This window comes from Halomonas sp. M4R1S46, assembly GCF_025725685.1.
In the GTDB taxonomy this organism is placed as follows: Bacteria; Pseudomonadota; Gammaproteobacteria; order Pseudomonadales; family Halomonadaceae; genus Halomonas.
This window is the reverse complement of the sequence record NZ_CP107008.1, coordinates 4,075,355-4,093,459: the sequence shown is the minus strand read 5'-3', so window position 1 is coordinate 4,093,459 and position 18,105 is coordinate 4,075,355. Positions and strand designations below refer to the sequence as shown.

Annotated in this window: 15 protein-coding genes; 10 read left to right on the top strand and 5 right to left on the bottom strand. The window is 67.6% G+C overall.

Going from position 1 to position 18,105, the window contains the following annotated elements:
* The first annotated feature begins 40 nt into the window (after nucleotides 1-40).
* The 10 genes from OCT48_RS18860 to OCT48_RS18815 all read left to right on the top strand — a co-directional run bounded on the left by OCT48_RS18860 (nucleotide 41) and on the right by OCT48_RS18815 (nucleotide 12,953).
* The gene (locus OCT48_RS18860) at nucleotides 41-1,396 is read left to right on the top strand and encodes a cbb3-type cytochrome c oxidase subunit I (RefSeq protein WP_263590663.1); all 1,356 of its coding nucleotides are present in this window, start codon (nucleotides 41-43) and stop codon (nucleotides 1,394-1,396) included.
* A 54-nt stretch (nucleotides 1,397-1,450) separates the two neighbouring features.
* Complete coding sequence (locus OCT48_RS18855; protein ID WP_263590662.1) at nucleotides 1,451-2,263, top strand: CbbQ/NirQ/NorQ/GpvN family protein; 813 nt, start codon at nucleotides 1,451-1,453, stop codon at nucleotides 2,261-2,263.
* Between the two features lie 178 nt (nucleotides 2,264-2,441).
* Nucleotides 2,442-4,388, top strand: a complete 1,947-nt coding sequence (locus OCT48_RS18850) for a nitric oxide reductase activation protein NorD (protein WP_263590661.1) — start codon at nucleotides 2,442-2,444, stop codon at nucleotides 4,386-4,388.
* 11 nt (nucleotides 4,389-4,399) lie between these two features.
* Nucleotides 4,400-4,609 (top strand): hypothetical protein, encoded by a 210-nt coding sequence (locus tag OCT48_RS18845; RefSeq protein WP_263590660.1) that lies wholly within the window; start codon nucleotides 4,400-4,402, stop codon nucleotides 4,607-4,609.
* 295 nt (nucleotides 4,610-4,904) lie between these two features.
* Nucleotides 4,905-5,423, top strand: coding sequence for an Hcp family type VI secretion system effector (locus OCT48_RS18840; protein ID WP_126483821.1), 519 nt, complete (start codon nucleotides 4,905-4,907; stop codon nucleotides 5,421-5,423).
* 239 nt (nucleotides 5,424-5,662) lie between these two features.
* On the top strand, nucleotides 5,663-7,837 hold the full coding sequence (locus tag OCT48_RS18835) for a type VI secretion system Vgr family protein (protein WP_263590659.1): 2,175 nt from the start codon (nucleotides 5,663-5,665) through the stop codon (nucleotides 7,835-7,837).
* A complete protein-coding gene (locus OCT48_RS18830) occupies nucleotides 7,834-8,355 on the top strand; it encodes a DUF4123 domain-containing protein (protein WP_263590658.1) in 522 nt (173 codons plus the stop codon). Before OCT48_RS18835 ends, OCT48_RS18830 begins: the two co-directional genes overlap by 4 nt.
* Nucleotides 8,352-10,955 (top strand): toxin VasX, encoded by a 2,604-nt coding sequence (locus tag OCT48_RS18825; RefSeq protein WP_263590657.1) that lies wholly within the window; start codon nucleotides 8,352-8,354, stop codon nucleotides 10,953-10,955. Before OCT48_RS18830 ends, OCT48_RS18825 begins: the two co-directional genes overlap by 4 nt.
* A 13-nt stretch (nucleotides 10,956-10,968) precedes the next feature.
* On the top strand, nucleotides 10,969-11,958 hold the full coding sequence (locus OCT48_RS18820; protein WP_263590656.1) for a DUF6708 domain-containing protein: 990 nt from the start codon (nucleotides 10,969-10,971) through the stop codon (nucleotides 11,956-11,958).
* 5 nt (nucleotides 11,959-11,963) lie between these two features.
* Entirely contained in the window at nucleotides 11,964-12,953 is a 990-nt protein-coding gene (locus OCT48_RS18815; RefSeq protein WP_263590655.1) for a DUF6708 domain-containing protein, read from the top strand.
* A gap of 112 nt (nucleotides 12,954-13,065) precedes the next feature.
* On the opposite strand, the gene OCT48_RS18810 is transcribed toward OCT48_RS18815, so the two are convergent.
* The 5 genes from OCT48_RS18810 to OCT48_RS18790 all read right to left on the bottom strand — a co-directional run bounded on the left by OCT48_RS18810 (nucleotide 13,066) and on the right by OCT48_RS18790 (nucleotide 17,854).
* Nucleotides 13,066-13,362, bottom strand: a complete 297-nt coding sequence (locus OCT48_RS18810) for a hypothetical protein (protein ID WP_263590654.1) — start codon at nucleotides 13,360-13,362, stop codon at nucleotides 13,066-13,068.
* Nucleotides 13,363-13,421: 59 nt separating this feature from the next.
* Nucleotides 13,422-13,976, bottom strand: a complete 555-nt coding sequence (locus OCT48_RS18805) for a cytochrome c oxidase subunit 3 family protein (RefSeq protein WP_263590653.1) — start codon at nucleotides 13,974-13,976, stop codon at nucleotides 13,422-13,424.
* 32 nt (nucleotides 13,977-14,008) lie between these two features.
* Complete coding sequence (locus OCT48_RS18800) at nucleotides 14,009-14,446, bottom strand: DUF4870 family protein (protein WP_263590652.1); 438 nt, start codon at nucleotides 14,444-14,446, stop codon at nucleotides 14,009-14,011.
* Nucleotides 14,447-14,593: 147 nt separating this feature from the next.
* A complete protein-coding gene (locus OCT48_RS18795; protein ID WP_263590651.1) occupies nucleotides 14,594-15,976 on the bottom strand; it encodes an MFS transporter in 1,383 nt (460 codons plus the stop codon).
* Nucleotides 15,977-16,201: 225 nt separating this feature from the next.
* Nucleotides 16,202-17,854 (bottom strand): MFS transporter, encoded by a 1,653-nt coding sequence (locus OCT48_RS18790; protein WP_263590650.1) that lies wholly within the window; start codon nucleotides 17,852-17,854, stop codon nucleotides 16,202-16,204.
* Nucleotides 17,855-18,105: the final 251 nt, after the last annotated feature.

Below are 18,105 nucleotides of genomic sequence, written 5' to 3'. Positions count from 1 at the left end.
GCGGTAGCCCCGGATGGATGAACCGAGGAGAACCACAGCAATGAAATACGAGACCCAGAGGGTGGCCCTGCCCTTCTTCATGGTGGCCATGGCGCTGTTCACGTTGCAGATCGTCTTCGGCCTGCTGGCCGCCACCGTCTATGCCTGGCCGACCTTCATGGCCGAGCTGATGCCCTTCAACATCATGCGCGTCAGCCATACCAACCTGCTGATCGTCTGGCTGCTGATCGGCTTCATGGGCAGCACCTACTACCTGATGCCGGAAGAGGCCGAGCGGGAGATCCACAGCCCCGGAGTGGCCTACCTGCAGCTGGCCATCTTCGCCTTCGCCGGGGCCGCGGCGCTGGTCGGCTACCAGTTCGGGATCCACGAGGGCCGCGAGTTCCTCGAGCAGCCGTTCTGGGTCAAGGTGCTGATCACCATCTCCTTCTTGATGTTCCTCTTCAACACCAGCATGACCCTTGCCAAGGGCCGCAAGACCGCCATCAACCTGGTGCTGATGCTGGGCCTGTGGCTGGCCGCGGTGTTCTGGCTGTTCGCCTTCTACAACCCGACCAACCTGGCCGTGGACAAGCTCTACTGGTGGTGGGTCGTGCACCTCTGGGTCGAGGGCGTCTGGGAGCTGATCATGGCCTCGCTGCTCGGCTACCTGCTGATCAAGATGACCGGCGTCGACCGCGAGGTGATCGAGAAGTGGCTCTACGTCATCGTCGGCCTGTCGCTGTTCTCCGGCCTGCTGGGCACCGGCCACCACTACTACTGGATCGGCGCACCGAGCTACTGGCAGCCCATCGGCAGCATCTTCTCCACCCTGGAGGTGATCCCCTTCTTCGCCATGGTGGTGTTCGCCTTCACCATGTTCTGGAAGGGCACGCGCAACCACCCCAACAAGGCCGCCATGCTGTGGGCGCTGGGCTGTCCGACCATCGCCTTCTTCGGTGCCGGCGTGTGGGGCTTCATGCACACCCTGTCGTTCATCAACTACTACAGCCACGGCACCCAGGTCACCGCGGCCCACGGCCACCTGGCCTTCTACGGTGCCTACGTGATGCTGATGCTCGGCATCATCAGCTTCGCCATGCCGCAGCTGCGCCGCGTGCAGCCGTACAACCAGGTGCTGAACATGTGGGGCTTCTGGATCATGACCTCGGCGATGTGCTTCATGACCTTCACCCTGACCTTCGCCGGGGTGGTTCAGACGCACCTGCAGCGGGTGCTGGGCATGAACTTCATGGAGGTGCAGAGCCAGCTCGGCCTGTTCTACGTCATGCGCCTGGGCGCCGGCGTGGCGGTGGCCGTGGGAGCATTGATGCTGCTCTACGCCTTCTTCGGCCCGACCCGCGAGCAGGTGCCGGCGGGTGGCACCCAGCTGACCGCGGGCGCCGAGCGCCTCTGATGGTGGACGGCCCCGCGGGGCCGTCCCTCGGTTCATCGATTCGGGAGTGAACGCATGGCTGTTTCCCCCCTGGCTTCCACCACTCGTGAGCAGGCACCGCCTTTCTACCAGAGCGTCGGCAACGAGTGCACGATGTTCGAGCAGGCCTTTCGCCAGCGCCTGCCGCTGCTGCTCAAGGGGCCGACCGGCTGCGGCAAGACCCGCTTCGTCAGCCACATGGCGGCGAGGCTCGGCAAGCCGCTGTATACGGTGGCCTGCCACGACGACCTGACCGCCGCCGACCTCACCGGCCGCTACCTGCTGCAGGGCGGCGAGACCCGCTGGGTCGACGGCCCCCTGACCCGCGCGGTGCGCGAGGGCGGCATCTGCTACCTCGACGAGGTGGTCGAGGCCCGCAAGGACGTCAGCGTGGTGCTGCACCCGCTGACCGACGACCGTCGCCTGCTGCCGCTGGAGCGCACCGGCGAGCTGCTCGAGGCGCCGGACGACTTCATGCTGGTGGTTTCCTACAACCCCGGCTACCAGCACATCCTCAAGTCGCTCAAGCCCAGCACCCGCCAGCGTTTCGTGGCGATGTCCTTCGATTTCCCGCTCCCCGGGGTGGAGCGCGACATCGTCGCCCGGGAGAGCGGCTTGCCCGCCGAGCGCTGCGCGGCCCTGGTCAACCTGGCCGCGAGCCTGCGCGCCATGAAGGGCCAGGACCTGGAGGAGGGCGTGTCCACCCGCTTGCTGGTCTACTGCGCGACCCTGATCCAGGGCGGCATGCCGATCCTCGAGGCGGCCCGGGCCACCCTGGTGGAGCCGCTCTCCGACGACGCGGATGTCCAGCAGGGGCTGATGGAAGCCATTCGCGCCACTTTTGGGTGAATGCCAAGCCGAGCCGGGGCGCCGGGGGCAGGTCGCAGCGAAGGTCTTTTGCCATGGATGGCAAAAGTAGCGCCCAGGGACGGGTTCACAGCGCCTTCGCTAAGGCCTGCCCCCGGAAAAGCCCCACCACCTAAGGTGGTGAAATAAACGCCAACTTCAGCGCTTCCCGGAGGGTAAGATGCTCGATTTCCTCGAGGTCGAGGAGTTCGTCGGCCGGCACTGGCACCGCTGGGCCTCCGGGGCGGCCAGCTACCCCGACCACCCCGAGGCGGCAGTGACCCTAGAGAGCCTGCGTCCCATGCTCGGGGTCTTCTTCCGCGCCGGCGGCGGCGAGGCCGGCGTCGAGGTGGCCGCCATCGCCGCCCGCGCCTCGTCCCACCGGCTGAGCCTGCGCCAGCGCCTGGGCCTCGACGAGGAGGCCCTCGACCAGGCCCGGCGCGACGAGGAACACCTGCTGCTGCCGCCAGGCATCGCGCTGTTTCCCGAGACCGCGCTCAACCGCGACCTCTACCTGTGGCTCACGGCCTTCCTGGCCGAGGCTCGGCCGGTCGAGCCGGCCGCCGACCCGCTGCAGGCCGACCTGTTGCGCCTGCGCGAGGCGCGGCGTGCCGCGCGGGCGGCGCTGGCGCGCTTCCCGGGGCTGACGGATCGCTATGTCCGCCTGTGCGGCGAGCTGCTGGCGATCCGCCCCCGGCGCCGGCGGCTGCCGCCCCGTGAGGCGGAGCTGGAAGCCGCCCTGTGCGCGGAGCTGGGCGCCCCGGACCCCGAGGGGCAATGGGCCCGGGCCATGCAGCGGGCCATTCGCGACGACACTTTCCCCCTGGACGACTTCCGTGCGCCGCGCGGCTACCGGCCGACGCTGCCCGTGCCGCTATGGGGCCAGGCCGTGACATTGGGCACCCGGGAGGACGGGGCGGGCGTGCGTGCCGATGACGACGAGACTCCACTCGCCGGAGGCGATGCCCGGGAGGACGACCACGGCAAGCGCAAGGCCGACCGCCGCGAGCAGGACCAGGCCGACCGCGACGACCCGCTGATCCTCAACGCCTCCGAGAAGATGCTCTCCTGGGCCGAGATGGTGAACCTCAACCGCCACGTGGAGGACGAGGAGGAGGACGCGGCCCGCCAGGCCGCCGACCAGATCGACGAGATCGTCCTCAGTCCCGACCGCCAGCGCGCCAGCTCGAGGCTCAAGCTCGATCTCGACCTGGCGCCGGACGAGGTCGCCGGCGGCCGGCTGAAGGGGCGCCATACCTATCCGGAGTGGAACCACCGCAAGCAGGCCTACCTGCCCGACCACTGCGTGGTGCACTGCGACCTGCAGAGCGAGGAGGGCGAGGACTGGACGCCCGACGAGGTGACACGTCGACGCATCCGCCGGGTGCGCCGCGAGTTCGAGGCGCTGCGTCCGCGCCGTGAACTCCTGCGCGGTCAGCTCGATGGCAGCGAGCTGGACATGGACGCGGTGATCCGCTCGCGCTGCGACCTGGCCGCCACCGGCGAGGCCAGCGACCGCCTCTACCTCGATAGCCGCACCCAGGCCCGCGACCTGGCGGTGTCGATCCTGGTGGACGTGTCGCTGTCCACCGAGGCCTGGCTGGCGGATCGCCGGGTGCTGGACGTGGCCAAGGAGGCGCTGCTGGTGCTGGGCCACGGGCTGGCCGGCTGCGGCGACGACTACGCCATCCACAGCTTCACCTCCCAGCGTCGCCATCGGGTCTGGGTCAAGACCCTGAAGGACTTCGACGAACCCATGGGCGAGCGGGTGTCGCGGCGCATCGCCGCGCTCAAGCCGGGCTCCTACACCCGCATGGGAGCGGCCATCCGCCATCTGACCGCGGCACTCGCCGAGCGGCCCAGCCGGCATCGGCTGCTGCTGCTGCTCACCGACGGCAAGCCCAACGACAACGACTACTACGAGGGACGCTACGGGATCGAGGACACCCGCAAGGCGGTGCTCGAGGCGCGCCGCCAGGAGGTGCGGGTCTTCGGCGTGACCATCGACCGCGAGGCGGGCCGCTATATCCCGCACCTGTTCGGCCGCGGCGGCTATGCCATCGTGCAGCGCCCCGAGCATCTCTCCCTGGCGTTGCCGGGGATCTACCGCCAGATCATTGCCACCTGAGGAGGCTCGCCATGGCACCGAATGCTCGACTCGCCCTGGCCGTGGCGGCCTGGCTGATCGCCGCCACGGCGGTGGTGCTGCCGCTGGTCTGGCTGATCAACACCCGCGACTGGGGGGTGGCGCTGATGCTGCTGGTGCCCTTCGCGGTCTACGGCCTATTGCGCCTGGGCCGCGCCCTGGAGGGCTGGGCGAGAACTATCCCACCCTCGGGAGAAAGATGAGGAAGCGCATGGGGTGGCCGCCTTTTGAACAGCTTTCGGCTTGTCGAGAGAGGCTTGGCAATTTCCTGCAATCGGAGATGATTTGCCTTACAGCCAAGGTAAAGTACGCAACTTTTGGCCCCTTGGGCAATTTCTTACTCGCGTCGGGCAAGATTTTGCCTAATTGTGCTTGGTCTTGCAGGTGATGTTTTATCGTAATCACCTGAAAAATAAAGATTATGAAAAGCGTGGAATGGGCTCTGCCCGTTGATATGCGTCCACCGGACACCATGATCCACCGTCAAGGAGCAGACTCATGCCTACCCCGTGCTATATCAGCATCGAAGGCCAGACCCAGGGCAACATCACCGCCGGTGCCTTCACCCCCGAATCCGTCGGCAACATCTACGTCGAGGGCCACGAGGACCAGATGCTGGTGCAGGAGTTCAAGCACATCGTCACCGTCCCCACCGACCCGCAGTCCGGTCAGCCCTCCGGTCAGCGTGCCCACAAGCCGTTCATCTTCACCGTGGCCCTGAACAAGGCCGTGCCGCTGATGTACAACGCCCTGGCCTCCGGCGAGATGCTGCCCAACGTCGAGCTGAAGTGGTACCGCACCTCCGTGGAGGGCAAGCAGGAGCACTTCTTCACCACCACCCTGACCGACGCCACCATCGTCGACATCAACCTGCGCATGCCCCATGCCCAGGACATCAACAAGTCCGAGTTCACCCAGCTGATGGATGTCTCCCTGGCCTACCGCAAGATCGACTGGGAGCACACCGTCGCCGGCACCTCCGGTTCCGACGACTGGCGCGCGCCCATCGAGGCCTGAGGCCTCGCGTCAGCGACGGTGCCCACACCAATGCTCGCGCCGGCGGGCACCGTTATCGCCGCCAGGGCCCCGGCCCTGGCGGCGGCAGGCGTCAGCGTTTGCCCATAGCCCTTGTCAGCGATCGCTTACGCATGCCGCCGATGCCTTGTCTCGGCGACGCGCTCGCGTAACCTACCCCTGCCGTTGGCCATCCGACGCCGGCGGATCACGGAACGGATACGGCCTCCAGGAGGGACGCCATGCCCCAGCCCAAGGGACTGCACTTCACCCTGAGCCTCGCCGGCGTCACTCGTGAAGCGGGCGAGGCCGAGCCGGCGGTGATCGACTTCACCCTTGAGGAGGCGCTCTCGGCGCCCTTCCACCTGCGGGTGCGCTTCGCCAGCCGCGCCGCCGACCTCTCGCCGGAGGCGCTGCTCGACCGCCCGGCGAGCCTCACCGTGTGGCAGGACGGCGTGGCCCAGCGCCGGGTCCACGGCATCGTCAGCGAGCTCGGCCGCGGCGATCGCGGCCATCGCCGCAGCCACTACGAGGTGGTGATCCGCCCCGCGCTGTGGCGCCTCTCGCTGCGTCAGAACTCGCGGATCTTCCAGCGCGTCTCGCCGCTGACCATCCTCAACACCCTGTGCGAGGAGCGCGGCCTGACGGACGTGGCCTTCGCGGTGACCCGCGAGCCCGCCGAGCGCGAATACTGCGTGCAGTATCGCGAGACCGACCTCGAGTTCGTCGAACGCCTGGCCGCCGAGGAGGGGCTGTTCTATTTCCACCAGGAAGTTGAGGGGAGAGGCGAGGATGCCGACCTCGGCGCCCACCGGCTGGTGTTCGCCGACGATCCCCAGGTGCTCACCGGGCTCGGCGAGCGGACCTATCACCATCGCGCCGGCGGCACGCCGTCGCAGCGTCATCTGCGGCGGCTGACCCAGACCGCCCGGGTGCGCCCGGCGCGCGCCCAGCTCAAGGACTACGGCTTCAAGCAGCCGGCCTACGGCCAGCTCCACGATCACCAGGGGGAAGCTCTCGAGGCCCACGCCCAGCGTGGCGTCGTTGATAGAGGGTACGAGCACTACGACTACCCCGGCCGCTACAAGGCCGACGCCTCGGGCCAGGCCTTCACCCGCCACCGCCTCGAGCACTTGCGCCACGACGCCCTGACGCTGGCCGGCGAGAGCGACCTGCCCGAACTGGCGCCGGGCACGCGCTTCACCCTGACCGACCACGACGTCGGCGAGTTCAACCGCGGCTGGCAGGTCGTCAAGGTGGTCCACGAGGGAGAGCAGCCCCAGGCCCTCGAGGAAGACGCCGTGCAGGCGCAGGGCCTGCGGGATCGGGCAGGCTCGGAAGCCATGACCCGCTACCACAACACCCTGACGCTGACCCCGGACGACGCCGCCTGGCGCCCGGAACCCGAGCCCAAGCCGCGGGTCGACGGCCCCCAGGTGGCCTTCGTGGTCGGCCCCGAGGGTGAGGAGATCCACTGCGACGCACACGGCCGGGTCAAGGTGCAGTTTCCTTGGGACCGCTACGCTGGGCCCGATACCGCCGGGGCGAGCGGCGAAGCCGCTGTAGAAGGCGCCAGTGCCTGGCTGCGCGTCAGCCAGGGCTGGGCCGGGGGCGGTTACGGCTTCCAGGCCATCCCCAGGATCGGCCACGAGGTGATCGTCTCCTTCCTGGAGGGCGACCCGGACCAGCCGCTGATCACCGGGCGCACCTACCACGCGGTGAATACGCCGCCGTACCCGCTGCCCGAGCACAAGACGCGCACCGTGCTGCGCACCCAGACCCACCAGGGCGAGGGCTTCAACGAGCTGCGCTTCGAGGACCAGCACGACCAGGAACAGATCTGGGTGCACGCCCAGAAGGACCTGGAACTGCTCACCCAGAACGACCGCACCGAGGAGGTTCGCCGCGACAGCGATCTCAAAGTCAAGCGCGACCGCATCGGCGAGCTCGACCGCGACGACCACCACAGCGTGCACGGCGAGCGGCGCGAGAAGACCGACGGCGCCCAGCACCTGACCATCGACGGCAGCCTGCACCTCAGCGCCGGCCAGGCCTGGCTCACCGAGAGCGGCCGCGAACTGCATATCCAGGCCGGCCAGAAGGTGGTGCTGGAGGCCGGCAGCGAGCTGACACTCAACGCCGGCGGCAGCTTCCTCAAGGTCGACGGCGGCGGCATCACCATCAGTGGCCCCAGCGTGAAGGTCAATGCCGGCGGCAGCCCCGGCAGCGGCACGGGGCAGGGCGCCCAGGCGCCGCTGCGACCGGGGCATGCCGAGCCGGAAGTGAGCGAGAACGTGACGTTCACGCCGCCCGCGGCGCTGCTCAAGCAGCAGTATGTGCTGCATGAGGCGGCGCAACTCGGCGAAGGCGTCTGCGAGGTCTGCCAGGCGGCAAGCGACCAGGGAGCGAACGCATGACGGTTTATCACTACCTGATGATCGATGGCAGCCTCAATCCCGAGGCCCTGAAGGCCCTCTACGCGCCGGAGGTGGCACTCGAGGTCTGGCCGTTGCTCCACGCGACGGCCTATGCCGCCCTGGCTGCCTCGGGGCCCTTGCTGGCCGTCATCGCGCCTGATAGCCATGTCGACCGTCAATGGCAAGGCCAGCAGCCGCCATATCGTTATGCCTGGCGATGGACCAGCGACCTGTCGCCTGACGAGGCCATGCATCACTGGCAGGCGCGCCTGATCATGCGCGCTCCCTTCGAGCGAGAGGTCTGGCTGCGCTTCGCCGATGCTCGAGTCATCTCCCGGGCGCTCCAGCGGGAGGCCATGCCGCCTGGCTTCTGGGAGCACACGGTGAGCGCGCAACTGCCCGGCGAGGGAGCGTTCAGCCCCTGGGAACGTCAGCGTCCCGATTCGCCGCCCTTCTTCCTCAGCGAGCGTCGACTCGCGGCCCTCGCCGCGCCGTCCGATACAGAGGAGGTTGCATGAGTGCCGCCCAGTGTCCCTTGCTCGCCGCTCTCATTCCGGTGCGCTATGCCGTTGGCCATGAGGCATTGACCAGCGACTTCCTCGATGGACTCGCCCTGCCACCCCTCGAAGGCGCCTGCCTGAGTGAAGACGAGACATCGGATTCCCGCACCCTGCGCTACGTGGCGCGACCGCTGCGGGACGGCTGGTGCTATGCATGGCTGGAAGCCCAGCAGCGCCTGGTGGAATACAAAGTGGAGGGTGGCAGGCTCGAGGAGACCACCCGCGGCGGTCCCGTGGTGATGCCGGGTGGCGGCCCCTACCTCTTTCTACCGGCGGGGGAGACGGCGTTGCTGGCCTGGTCACCCGTTCGCTGGAGCGAGGCGCACTATGCCGACCTGGCCGCCAAGGCGACCCGGCGCCAGGCACGCATGCGGGCCATCACCCCGGGGCAGGGGCCGGCCAGCGGGCCCTTGGCATGGGCGACTGAGGTGCCTGAGCTAGCGGGCGCTTTCGACACGGCCTTCGCCTGGAGCAGCGAGCCGGGCCTCGACCTCCCCCGCTGGGAAACTCTGATGCCCACCCTGACCCAGGCCGAGATCCAGGCCGTGGCCGTGGTCGACGACCCCTGGGGCGTGGTCATCGATCTCGCCTATCTTATCCGCCGGGGCTATGCCCAGCGCGAGGCCTGGTTCGCCGAGGAAGGCGAGGAGCGCACCCTGGCCCGCTATATTCTGGCGCTGGCCAGGCAGAACCGGGAGTTCTGGGCCGAGCTTCCTCAGTTGGCCGATCAGCCGCGCATCGAGGAAGCCGCCAGGCGCTATGACGCCGAGATCGCCGATCTGGAAGCGAGGCTTTCTAGAATCGTGACGGACTGGCAAGCCTGGATGGAAACGCTCTGGACGCAGGGAGAGGTCGTCAGCCTGGCCGCGGCCCAGGCGCACTTCGACCCCGCCGAGCCCGAACATCACGACGCCATGGAGACCCTCTGGACCGCCGGCCTGCTCGGCCCCACCCAGAGCCAGGCCGGGGCCGAACTGGTCGAGCGGCTGATGGATCCGCAGCGTGGTCCCCAGGGCGAGGAAGCCGGACACTCCCTGTGGGCCGTGCTGCTCAGCCAACCTCGGTCGCTGACGCTCTCCGATGTGGCGCGGCTGCTGACGGCCGGCGACCTGGCCGCGGAACACGACTGGCAGGGCTGGACCGCCAACCTCAACCAGCTCGCCGCGGGCCTCGGCCAGGGCACCGCCGCCCTGCGTGAGGGCCTGTTCATCGCCATCGGGCCGGTGGTGGGCCCGCTGCTCAAGCAGCAGGGCGCCATGTCGGCCCACCAGACCCTGGTGGCGGGCTACTTCGCCGCGGCCCTGGCCCGCAGCGGCCAGCGGCTGGCCGCCGAGCCGGTCGCCGCCCGGCAACTGGTCGACTGGCTCAACGAGCCCGCCGTCCGAGCCGCCGGCGCGCCGGCCTCGCTCGCTCGATTGCGCCCGGACCTGCTGCCCGAGCTGGAGGGCCGGCGCATCACCACATTGCGTCTGGCGGCTAACGACGCCACCGCCCCGCCGCGGGGCAACCCCTTCGTCGAGACCCTCGAGGACGCGAAGCTCAAGAGCCTGTTGCTGGTGATTAATGGATGGATGCTGAAAGATGCCGTAGCGGATGTATTAGATGAAGGGCTTAGTGTTGAAACAGGCCTACCTCTAGGATCGAGTGCCGCCGGCACCGCCGCCGTGGTGGGGGCAATTACCCAGCAAGTGTTCGAAATACGTGCTGACAGCCTGCAGGCAACATCAGGGATGTCGGTAGTCTGGAAAAAGCGTTATGGCGAATTCCTTTTCATGGGTCAGGCGACAAACTTCGCCCTAGGCCTGGCCACCGCCTTCGATGCCATCTCCTTCGGCCGCCAGGCCCTCGACCGCTGGAGCAAGGGCGATGCCGACTCCACCGCCGTGCTGGCCGGCATGAGCGCCGCCAGCGCCGGCCAGGCCGCCCTGGCGGCGCGGGCCTTCTGGCTCTACCGCCGGGCCCGGGTCGCCCTGGCACTAGGCCAGGCAGCCGAGGCCGCGGCCCTGGCCAGCCGGGCCGGCACCCCGGGCATGATGCTCGGCCTGGTGATCCTGGTCATCGGCGGCGCCGTCAGCCTGCACTTCACTCGCGAGACGCCGCTGCAGGACTGGGTGCGCAACACCCGCTTCGGCCGCCGCCCTGCCGCCTGGGCGGGCGACCTGGAGCAGGAGCTCGACCGCCTGTTTCGCCTGCTCTATGCGCCCCGGGTGCGCCTGGAGCGTCGCGACGAATGGAACCATCGGCTTGGCACCCGCTATCAGTCCGTATGGCTGCTGGTGGAGTTTCCCGGCGCCGCGCCGCCCTTTCCCGGCATGTTCACCTGGCAGGCCAAGGCGACCTGGAGCACGGGCTGGTTCGGCGGCGAGACCCGCGAGGTGGTGCTCACCGAGCAGGACCTGGCGCTGGATATCGGCGGCCGGCACGGCGATCGCCCCGTCTATCGTCGCATCTTCCATGACGATGCCGAGGGCGCGACGCTGCAAGGCCTGAGCGGCACCCTGTACTATCGTCCCCGTCCCGGGCTGACGCTGTCGCCCATCGAACTGTCCATCGACTGAGTGCCGAGGCCCCATGCAGCGCATCCAGACCTTCTTCGCCGACCTGTCCCAACAGGCGGGCCTGGCCGACGAGATCATCCGCCTCTCGCCGCGCCGCCGCGCCGCCGCCAAGCCTTATCAGCTCGGCGACGTTCAGGAGCAGAACGAGGTCTATCTGGACCTGGCCACCGGCGCCGATTTCACCAAGGGCGGGCTCACCGGGACCATGGTGATGATTTTCTTCTACATGGCGTTGCTGGTGTCCCCCCTTCTGGGACAGCCAGATCAAGTCGATAACTATCTGACTTTTTTTAGCGTGCTATTCGGCATCGCCTTTATCACCCTTTTTATCGAAGTGCTGCTGCCCTTTCCCATGCCGGTGCGCTTCAACCGCCGCACCCGAGAGATCTACTTCCAGGACCGCCGCAAGCTCTACCATGTGCCCTGGGACGAGGCGGTGGCCTGGATGCAGCAGACCCGCCAGGTCACCCAGTACACCGGCGCCACCCGCATGACCTCTCTTCAGGTGCTGCTGCAGCGCTTCCGGCAGCCGGACGAGGTGATCGCCCTGCAGCTCTCGCTGCCCATGGGAAAGACCCCGGAGATCCAGGGCATGCTCTGGGAGTACCTGCGCTGCTATATGGAGAAAGGCCCTTGGTTCGATGAGGAGGGCGAGCCGCTGTTGGCATCCAACCGTGATGAGGTCCTGAAAAACCGCTGGGGGAAAAAGGCCGACCTTCGAGGGAGTTGGCAAGCCTGTGAAAAAGAAATGGAACTTGGCATAGGTACCAAGCTTGGTAGCTTCTTTCTCATGCTTTCCCAAGTTGGCTTCTATCCTGCTGCCTTGGTCCAGGATTGGACTACCGCCGTGGCCCGTCGCCGCGCCGAGAAGGGCCAGTGGGACAAACGGGTGCGGGAGCGCTGCCGCCCGGACGGCCCCACCACCCGGCTCTACGACCTGGAGGTCGAGGAAGGGCTGCATCGGGACGATTCGGAGGATCACCCGGAGGCCGCCGCGCGATAATGGCCATGCCACGCATCCAGACCTTCTTCGCCGACCTTTCCCAAAAGGCGGGCCTGGCCGACGAGATCATCCGCCTCTCGCCGCGCCGCCGCGCCGCCGCCAAGCCCTTCCAGCTCGGCGACGTTCAGGAGCAGAACGAGGTCTATCTGGACCTGGCCACCGGCGCCGATTTCACCAAGGGCGGGCTCACCGGGACCATGGTGATGATTTTCTTCTACATGGCGCTCATTGGCTCACCCGCATTGCGACAAGAAGGGCAGGTCGAAAATTATTTTATTGCCTTTGGCATCCTGTTCGGCATCGCCTTTATCACCCTTTTTATCGAAGTGCTGCTGCCCTTTCCCATGCCGGTGCGCTTCAACCGCCGCACCCGAGAGATCTACTTCCAGGACCGCCGCAAGCTCTACCATGTGCCCTGGGACGAGGCGGTGGCCTGGATGCAGCAGACCCGCCAGGTCACCCAGTACACCGGCGCCACCCGCATGACCTCTCTTCAGGTGCTGCTGCAGCGCTTCCGGCAGCCGGACGAGGTGATCGCCCTGCAGCTCTCGCTGCCCATGGGCAAGACCCCGGAGATCCAGGCCATGCTCTGGGAATACCTGCGCTGCTATATGGAGAAAGGCCCCTGGTTCGATGAGCAGGGGGAGTCGTTGACAGTTTCCAACCGCGATAAGGTGCTCGATAAGCGCCGAGGGAATAAAGCCGACCTTCGAGGGGATTGGCAAATATGTAAACAAGATATGGAGCTAGGCACAGGCACCAAGCTTGGTACGGCTTTCATTATGCTATTTCACATTGGCTTCTATCCGGCAGCGTTGGTCCAGGACTGGACCACTGCCGTGGCCCGGCGTCGCGCCGAGAAGCGCCAGTGGCACAAGCGGGTACGGGAGCGCTGCCGCTCGGACGGCCCCACTACCCGACTCTACGATCAGGAGGTCGAGGCTGGGCTGCTTCGGGACGATTCTGACGATATCTCGGAGGCCGCCGCGCGCTAATGGCCATGCAGCGCATCCAGACCTTCTTCGCCGACCTGTCCCAAAAGGCGGGCCTGGCCGATGAAATCATCCGCCTCTCGCCGCGCCGCCACCGGGCAAGGGCCGAGGTGACTCAGCCCATCCAGCGGGCGGCCAGGAAACCCGCAGCGATCAGCGCCAGGGTCAGGCCCAGCAGGCCGACGAAGGCTCCCCGCCAGGCCGCGCCGGCGATACGCAGGTTCAGGTAGACCATCAGCACCCGATGGGCCTTGAAGCCGCTGGCCAGCAGCACCAGGCCCGCCGACCCCAAGGGCAGGGCCTGCCGCTGGCCGGCTTGGTCCAGGCGCGCCGAGACCATGGATACCACCGTCAGGGCCATCAGCGTGGCCCAGGTGACGAGCAGGCGGCGGGATCCTGGAAGCAGGGTCATGGTCACCTCGTCAGGGCGCCTCCGGCGAGGGTGGGAGCCCTCGGCGCCATAGGGAATCCTCAGCGCAATAGATAGAGCAGGGGATAGAGCAGGATCCAGATCAGGTCCACCAGGTGCCAGAAGGCCGTGGCGGTCTCGACGTTGTCCCTCGACAGGCGCCAGGTCACCAGCGCCAGGATCGCCATGCCGAACAGCACGTGGGCGAAGTGGAAGGCGGTCAGGCCGTAGTAGAAACCGAAGAAGGGGCTGGTCTCCGGGGTCAACCCGCCGGCCAGCTTGTCGGCGTATTCCAGGACCTTGATCGTGCCGAACACGGCTCCGAAGACGAGGGTGATGCCCAGCCATTGCCGCGCGCGGCGCCGGCGGTCGGTCGTGATGGCCTGGACCGCCAGGGCGGCGAAGAGACCGCTGGTCAGCAGCACCAGGGTGTTGAGGCCGCCCGTCAGCGGGTCGAGCTGGCGCTGGCCGGCGTCGAACAGCGCCGGGTCCAGGGCCCGCTGCCAGGCATAGAGCGCGAAGAAGGCGGCGAAGACCAGCAGCTCGCTGAGGATCAGCACCCACATCAACGGGTTGCCGGGCAGCGTGGACAGCGGTCCCCATCCCGGATTCGGCACGCGCTGAACGGAGCAGGACGGCGAGGCCATGCTCACCCCGCGAGGGTCACGGCGACCCCGCCGAAGGCCAGGCTCTCCGGGTTGGCGATGGGCCGGTTGGCCAGCAGCCGATGCAGGCCCACCCCGCAGCGCCCGACCATCCATGCCAGGCAGGCGGTGAAGAACAGGTAGCCGAATGCCCAGGACGTCGCGGCGGGCAGGCCGGCCAGGCCCAGCAGCTGCCAGCCCGCCAGGCCCAGTGCACCACCGAGTACGCCCAGCCAGAAGGTGCGAACCTGAAAGCGTCGGTGGGACTCGAGCCAGGCGCTGGTGCGATGGCGCATCCAATGGGCGATTGCCACGCCGATCGGGGCGGTGATCACGGCCAAGACGCTCCCCAGGAAGAGGCCGTAGACGATCAGCACGGTGCCGCGGCCGCGTTCCTTGACCAGGGGGTCGGCGAACTCGTGGGGGGACGGGGTAAAGGACATGGCGCACCTCCGGCAGCTGACAACAAAGATGTATTCGCGGTGCCACTATATCTCGGAGAGGGAAGCCTTTCCCTGGCCTGGATCAAGTCCGGGGGCCTGAACGACGAATGCCGCCCGCAGGCGGCATTCGTGTCATGGGGACGGGGATCAGCCCCCGGCCTCCCGGGCGGGTTGCACCGAGGCGGAAGGCTCGGCACGGCCTGCGTGACCGACGGAACGGCCTCCCACATCCTGGATCTCCGGCAGGTAGCGATAGCGCTCCTCGCCGAGCTCCGGCACCCGGGCACGCTCCATGCGGCGGATGGCGCCGTGCATCCAGATCAGCGAGACGGCCACCAGCACGAAGAGCACCATGTAGGAGCTGGTCCAGACCCCGGTGAGGTCGAGCACGGCGCCGAAGACGATCGGCAGGAAGAAGCCGCCCAGGCCGCCGATCATGCCGACCAGGCCGCCCACCGAGCCGACGTTCTCCGGGTAGTAGACCGGGATGTGCTTGTAGACGGCGGCCTTGCCCAGCGACATGAAGAAGCCCAGCAGCACGGTCAGCGTCACCACGCCCCACAGCGGCATGGCCAGGGAGAAGGCGATCGGGCCCTCCTTGCCCTCCACCACGTAGTGGGTCTCGGGGTAGGCGAGCAGGAACAGGCAGACCAGCGAGGCGATGAAGGTCAGGTACATGATCGAGCGGGCGCCGTAGCGGTCGGACATCCAGCCGCCGAGCGCCCGGAAGACACTGGCCGGCAGGGTGTAGAGGGCCGCCAGCGAGCCGGCCACGGCGATGCTGACGTCATAGGCGCCCACGTAGTAACGGGGCAGGTAGGAGGCCAGGGCGACGAAGGCGCCGAAGACGAAGAAGTAGTAGAGGGCGAAGCGCCACACCTGCAGGTACTTGAGAGGCTCCAGCTGAGCCTTGGCGGAGGTGGCCTTGCCGCCCGCGCCACGCCGGGCCCGGGTCAGCGGGTCTTCCTTGGCGAACACCCAGAAGCCCACGGCCACCGCGGCCAGCACGATGGCGTAGACCACCGCGGTCCGTTCCCAGCCCAGGGCCAGCAGCAGGAACGGAGCGGCGAAGTTGGTGACCGCCGCCCCGGCGTTGCCGGCGCCGAAGATCCCCAGCGCGGTGCCCTGCTTCTCCTTCTCGAACCAGTAGGAGGTGTAGGCGATACCGACGATGAAGGAGCCGCCGGCCAGGCCGACGCCCAGGGCGGCGACCAGGAACATCGCGTAGGACTCGACGTAGGAGAGCAGGAAGACGCAGGCCGCGGTGACCAGCATCAGCACGCTGAACACCCGGCGGCCGCCGAACTGCTCGGTCCAGATGCCCAGGAAGAGCCGGCTGATCGAGCCGGTGAGGATCGGGGTGGCCACCAGGATGCCGAACTGGGTCTCGTTGAGCCCCAGGTCCTGCTTGATCTGGACCCCGATGATGGAAAAGATCGTCCACACCGCGAAGCAGGTGGTGAACGCCAGGGTGCTGAGCGTCAGCGCCCGGTATTGCTGTGGCCGGGTCACGCCCTCGAGATGTTTCATGTCGTGCCTCCTTCGGCGATGCATGAATGGTCGCCTTCCAGCCTGGCAGGCCCGGCGCCGGCGATATTGATGTACATCAAGACGCCGCCGCCACTACCCCTTGATTCCCGAGGTCTATCCCTTTGGGGGTAGGGGGCCGATCCTCCCTTCGACGATACGGCCAACGACGACCGGGCCCACTCGGGGCCCGGTCGATGGATGGCGTGGTTCAGGTCTCCGCGCGGTTCAGGGGTTCTTCACGTAGGCGCCGGGGCGCAGGTAGAACCACCAGTTGACCACCAGGCACAGGGCGTAGAAGACCGCGAAGCCGTACATGGCCAACTCCGGGGTGCCGGCCTTGATCTGCTCGCCCATCACCCGGGGGGCGATGAAGGCGCCGTAGGCGGCCACGGCGGAGGTCCAGCCGAGCACGGGGCCCTTCTTCTGCTGGTCGAAGATCACCCCGATGCTGCGGAAGGTGGAGCCGTTGCCGATGCCGCTGGCGGCGAACAGCACGATGAACAGCGTCAGGAACATCCAGAAGTACTGGTTGGGATCGGTGGCGTTGTAGGCGAGCATCATCACGTAGCCCACCGCCGCCGAGGCGGCGACCATGATCACCGAGATGATCTGGGTGACGATGGAACCGCCGACCTTGTCGGAGATCCAGCCGCCCACCGGGCGGATCAGCGCGCCGACGAAGGGGCCCATCCAGGCCCAGGTCAGGGCGCTGGGGGCGTCCGGGTTGGCCACGCGGGTGACGCTGCCGTCGGCGGCCACCTCCATCATGTTGCCGAAGATCACGGTGATCGACAGCGGCAGGGCGGCGGAGAAGCCGATGAAGGAGCCGAAGGTGGCGATGTAGAGCACGGTCATCGACCAGGTGTGCTTGTCGCGGAAGATCTCGAACTGCTTCTGGATGTTGCTGCGCACCTTGCCGGGCATCAGCCGCAGCAGGCCCAGGGTCAGCACGATGGTCAGCGGCAGCGCCAGCCACATGTTCAGCCAGCCCAGGGCGGCCACGCCGACCACGGAGGTGATCAGGCCCACGCCGTAGAGGCCGAGAATCTTGCCGAAGGCCTGCAGCGGGGTACCGGGATGGGGAGTGATGGTGCGCAGGTTGTTCATGCCGAACCAGCCGGCGAAGGCCAGCGGGATCAGGAAGACCAGCCAGATCAGGCCGGCGTTCTGGATCCAGGTATCGGTGCCCGCCTCGATGCGGCCGATCAGGGTGCCGCTGGCGCGGGTCAGTTCCATGGGATCGCCGGCGATGGCGCCGAACACGCCCGCGGTCATCACCAGCGGGATCAGGATCTGCATGGTGGTGACGCCGAAGTTGCCCAGGCCGGCGTTCATGCCCAGGGCATAGCCCTGCTGCTTCTTGGGGTAGAAGGTCGAGATGTTGCTCATCGAGCAGGCGAAGTTGCCGCCGCCGATCCCCGAGAGCAGGGCCAGGGCCTGGAAGACCCACAGCGGCGTGCCGGGGTTCATCAGCGCGATGCCGGTGCCGAGCGCCGGCAGCATGAGCAGGGCGGTGGTCAGGAAGATGGTGTTGCGCCCGCCGGCGATGCGGATCATGAACGACGCCGGGATGCGCAGGGTGGCCCCGGAGAGGCCGGCGATGGCGGTCAGGGTGAACAGCTGGTCCACCGTGAAGGCGAAGCCGAGGTTGCGCATCTGGGTGGTGATCATGCCCCACATCAGCCAGACGGCGAAGCCCATCAGCAGGCTGGGAATGGAGATCCACAGGTTGCGGTTGGCGATGCGGCGCCCGGTGGTCTGCCAGAACGTCGGGTCCTCGACGTCCCAGTGCTCGATGTCGGCGTTACGCCGCCCGCGGGGAGGCAGCGGCTCGTGGCCGGCCTCCCAGCGGCCGGAATCGGCACTCTGTCTGGTCATGGTGTATCCCCCTTGCGGTCTCTCGGTGGAGCCCCGTCGCGCGATGGCGGTTGACCGGCATCAAGCCTGGGGCTTTGCAGCGAAAGATACGCCCGGGGACAGGCCGGTGAAACGGCCCGAAAAGGCCAGGAAATCAGCGGGATACCCCTTGAGGGGTAGGGGGTAGGCCGAGCCTCGGCCAGCAATATCAGGGGTTTAGCCACGCCACCCGTCGGGCCGGCCCACGGGCGCGGGCGGCGAGATTATTTGGA